The sequence below is a fragment of the Helicobacter sp. genome, assembly GCF_022511165.1.
Taxonomy (GTDB): domain Bacteria; phylum Campylobacterota; class Campylobacteria; order Campylobacterales; family Helicobacteraceae; genus Helicobacter_C.
Window position 1 is genome coordinate 1 of the sequence record NZ_JAFLSB010000066.1, and the last position, 4,813, is coordinate 4,813.

Sequence of the window (4,813 nt, forward strand, 5' to 3'; positions counted from 1 at the left end):
CAACCTATGGGTTTATGTTCGCCATTCCCCAAAGCCATTTTTGCTAAACTAATAGCTAAGCCCCCTTCGCCTATATCTTTTGCCGCACTTAAAATCCCTTCTGTATGTGCTTCTAATATGAGATTCCAAAGTGTAAGCTCTCTTTGCAAATCAATATGCGGAATCTTCCCATAAATACGCCCCTCACAAAGTTTTTGCACAAGAGAACCCCCAAATTCCGCCCTCACTTCCCCAAGCAAAACAAGCATATTACCCTGCCCTTGAAAAAATGAGGGTATGATTTTTGTAGTATCTTCTATCACACCTACGCTTACAATACTAGGCGTTGGGTAAATATCCACACCATCGCTTTGATTATAAAGCGAGACATTCCCACTTACCACAGGGGTATTGAGAATCTTACACGCCTCTTTAATCCCCTCACACACCTGCTCAAAGCTCCACATTACCTCTGGGTTATGTGGTGAGCCAAAGTTTAGACAATTACTAATAGCAAGAGGTTTTGCCCCATTTACAATTGAGTTTCGTCCCGAAGTTGCTACCGCGATTTTTGCACCATTTCGAGCATCAAGGTGGCAATAACGCATATTACAATCCACACTCATACTTAAGCCCATAGTGCTATTTTTAAGGGCTATCATACTCGCATCACCACTTCCTGCGGGGGTTATTGTGTTGCTTTGCACACTATTGTCATATTGTTGATATACCCATTTTTTATTGGCAATCTCCACGCTCCCAAGTATGAGATTAAAAATCTCCTGTGTGCTTAAATGAGTTTTAAGCGTATCTGCCTTTTGCTTTTGCGCCTGAATAGGACGCACAGGCATATCAAGCATAGGTGCATTTTCGCTTAACTCCTTAATAGGGACATTTGCGCATTTTTCCCCATACCAAAAAAGCTCCATAACGCCACTTTTAGTTACTTCGCCAATAATTGCTGCATCAACCTCCCATTTAGCAAAAATATCAAGCACTGCTTGTTCTTTGCCTTTTTTGGCACAAATTAGCATTCTCTCTTGGGATTCACTTAGCATCAGCTCATAAGGATTCATTCCCTCCTCACGCATAGGCACTTTATCAAGGTGCATTATCATTCCACTCCCGCTTCGTCCCGCCATTTCAAAGCTTGAGCTTGTAAGCCCCGCTGCGCCCATATCCTGAATCCCCACGATTAAATCTTGTTTAAAAAGTTCCAAACACGCTTCAAGCAAGAGCTTTTGTGCAAATGGATCGCCTACTTGCACAGCAGAGCGCACCGCTTTTGAGTGCGAATTAAAGCTATCAGAGCTCATTACTGCCCCTCCTAAGCCATCTCGCCCTGTTTTGCTTCCTACATAAATCACAGGATTGCCCACACCATCAGCTCGTCCATAAAAAATCTCATCTTTTTGAGCAATGCCTAAACAAAACGCATTGACTAAAATATTACCATTGTAGCAAGATTCAAAACTCATTTCACCACCGATTGTAGGCACTCCCATACAATTTCCATAACTCCCTATACCCTCCACTACGCCACGTAGCAAATAGCGATGTTTGCGCCCTAATGCGCCTTTATCATTGACATCGCCAAAACGTATAGAATTAAGCATTGCCACAGGACGCGCACCCATTGTGAAAACATCGCGCATAATACCCCCTACACCTGTGGCTGCTCCTGCGTGTGGTTCAATGAAGCTTGGGTGATTATGGGATTCTATTTTAAAAACTGCACAGAGATTGTCGCTAATTTCAATCACTCCTGCATTCTCTCCCGGACCTTGCACCACCCAAGGCGCAGTCGTGGGGAATCCTTTCAAATATTTTTTGCTTGATTTATAGCTGCAATGCTCACTCCACATTGCCGAAAAAATACCTAATTCTATGAGATTAGGGGGGCGATGAAGAATCTTTACAATTTCATCATAATCTGCTTTTGAAAGCTTGTGGGTTTTTAGTGCTTCATCAAGCTCATTTATTTCGCCTATAAGATGTGCAATATGAACTGCCATTATTGACCTTTATTCAATGATTTTTAAGAATCCTGCTTTTAACTTATTTAAAGCTTTAATAAGCAATGCTTAAAGGAACGCGGATTCTATCACAAGTTAGCTTTTTTTTGCTTTATGAAAAAATACACCAAAAATAAACTAAAAATTCTACTCAAAACTCTAATTTTAAGTTTGTGATAAACTTTGATTAACTACAATTTACGCGCTTTTAAATGTGCAACAAGGAGAAAGCGTAAATGAAATACATTAAGTTTTTCAAGGAACTCAACAATAAAGATGTGCCTATCGTTGGTGGTAAAAATGCAAGCATAGGCGAGATGTTTCAAGAGCTTGTAAGTGAGGGGATAAGTGTCCCAAATGGTTTTGCTATTACAAGCGAGGCTTATTGGTATTTGCTTGATTCTGGTGGCATACGACAAAAAATTATTGATTTGCTTGATGGGGTTGATGTAACCGAAATTGACGCACTCAAGACACGTTCTAAAAAAATCCGCGAACTTATCTTTGATACCCCATTTCCTGCTGATTTACGCGAGGAAATCTTCCAAGCCTATGAGATTTTAAGCAAAGAATATGGAATGAAAGAAGCTGATGTGGCAGTGCGTAGCTCGGCAACTGCTGAAGATTTGCCTGATGCAAGTTTTGCGGGACAACAAGATACTTATTTAAATGTCAAAGGCAAAACAGAGCTTATCCACTATGTCAAATCCTGCCTTGCCTCACTCTTTACCGATAGGGCGGTAAGCTATCGTGCCTCAAGGAATTTTAATCACTTCAAAGTAGCCCTTTCTGTGGGAGTGCAAAAAATGGTGCGCGCAGATAAAGGCAGTGCTGGAGTGATGTTTAGCATCGATACAGAAACAGGATTCAAAGATGCGGTGTTTATCACTTCATCTTGGGGGCTTGGCGAGAATGTCGTGGGTGGTACAGTCAATCCCGATGAATTTTATGTTTTTAAACCCACACTCAAAGAGGGCAAACGCCCTATTATTAAGCGTCAGCTTGGGCATAAACATCAAAAAATGGTGTATGCACCACGTGGGAGCGATCGCCCTACAAAAAATATCAAAACCACACAACGCGAAATGAAGAGCTTTTCTATCACTGATGCAGATATTCTTACCCTTGCTCGATATGCGATAAAAATTGAAGAGCATTATACAAAAGAAGCAGGAGAATATCGCCCTATGGATATGGAATGGGCAAAAGATGGTGAGAGCGGGGAGATTTTTATCGTTCAAGCACGTCCAGAAACCGTGCAAAGCCAAAAGGGCAAACAAAATGATGGACAAAAATTAGAGAAATTTAAATTTATGAATCCTGAAGCCGAAAAAGAAATTATTCTTACAGGTAAAGCTATTGGTGGAAAGATAGGTGCAGGAAAAGTGCGTATCATTAATGACTTAGAGCATATGGATAGCTTTAAAGAAGGTGAGATTCTTGTAACAGATAATACCGACCCAGATTGGGAGCCGGTAATGAAAAAAGCGGCGGCAGTTATTACAAATCGCGGGGGGCGCACTTGCCACGCAGCAATTGTAGCGCGAGAGATTGGTGTCCCTGCGATTGTGGGGGCTATTGGTGCGACAGATAGGCTTTATAGTGGTATGGAGGTAACAATCTCTTGTGCTGAAGGTGAAGAGGGATATGTCTATGATGGCATACACGAATATGTAATTGAGAGCATTGAGCTTAATAATCTTGGTAATCCAAAAACCAAAATTTATATGAATGTGGGGAATCCTGAAAAAGCTTTTGGATTCTCGCAGATTCCAAATCACGGCGTGGGTTTAGCGCGTATGGAGCTTATCGTACTTAATCAAATCAAAGCTCACCCCCTTGCACTCCTTGATATTCAAAATGGCAATGCAAAAGACTTGAAAGAAAAAACAGAGATTGAAAAAATTATGTCTGGCTATGAAAATCCAAAGGATTTTTTCACAAAAAAAATTGCTGAAGGGATTGGTATGATTTGCTCGGCATTTTATCCAAACCCTGTTATTGTGCGCACAAGTGATTTTAAGTCAAATGAATATAAAGGAATGCTCGGTGGTATGGGCTATGAGCCACACGAAGAAAATCCAATGCTTGGCTATCGTGGGGCAAGTCGATATTATTCTGATCAATATCGCACCGCATTTGAATGGGAATGTCAAGCCCTTGCATTGGTGCGTGATGAAATGGGATTAACGAATATGAAAGTGATGATTCCATTCTTGCGCACACCAGAAGAAGGCAGAAAAGTGCTTGAGATTATGCGCCGTAATGGACTAGAATCGGGTAAAAATGGCTTAGAAATTTATGTAATGTGTGAATTGCCTGTAAATGTGATTTTAGCTGATGAATTTTTGAATATGTTTGATGGATTTTCAATTGGCTCAAATGACTTAACACAGCTCACACTTGGCGTGGATAGAGATGGGCAGCTTGTAAGCCATATCTTTGATGAGCGCAATCCTGCGATGTTTGCAATGTTTAAAAAGGCAATTGAAGCCTGCAAACGACATAATAAATACTGCGGAATCTGTGGGCAAGCCCCAAGTGATTATCCTGAAGTAGCAGAATTCCTCGTTAAAGAGGGTATTAGCTCTATCTCACTCAATCCTGATTCTGTGATTGCCACTTGGCAAAGGGTTGTGGAAGTTGAAAAATCTTTGAAAAAATAAAGTGTGTTAATTAGGGTATATCTCAAATCTTTTCCCTAGCCTATTTAAAAAATAGCAGGAATATTTGGATAATAAGGCGTATTAGGATAATCTAGCCCGGGAAGTGTTGCGCTACCCTTAAGAGGCTCTGCATCATTTGGAATCATATCTTTA

2 protein-coding genes are annotated in these 4,813 nt (G+C 40.8%); one reads left to right on the top strand and one right to left on the bottom strand.

Annotated elements, in window-relative coordinates; translation table 11 throughout:
• A partial coding sequence (gene purL / locus J1E28_RS07515; protein WP_291028376.1) for a phosphoribosylformylglycinamidine synthase subunit PurL occupies positions 1-1,994 on the bottom strand: 1,994 nt, incomplete at its 3' end.
• Between the two features lie 236 nt (positions 1,995-2,230).
• Here purL and ppsA point away from each other — a divergent pair.
• Positions 2,231-4,660 (top strand): pyruvate, water dikinase, encoded by a 2,430-nt coding sequence (gene ppsA / locus J1E28_RS07520; RefSeq protein ID WP_291028378.1) that lies wholly within the window; start codon positions 2,231-2,233, stop codon positions 4,658-4,660.
• Positions 4,661-4,813 lie beyond the last annotated feature (153 nt).

Excerpts from the sequence above, each read along its gene's own strand:
- ppsA (WP_291028378.1), top strand. The coding sequence starts at position 2,231 with ATGAAATACATTAAGTTTTTCAAGGAACTCAACAATAAAGATGTGCCT.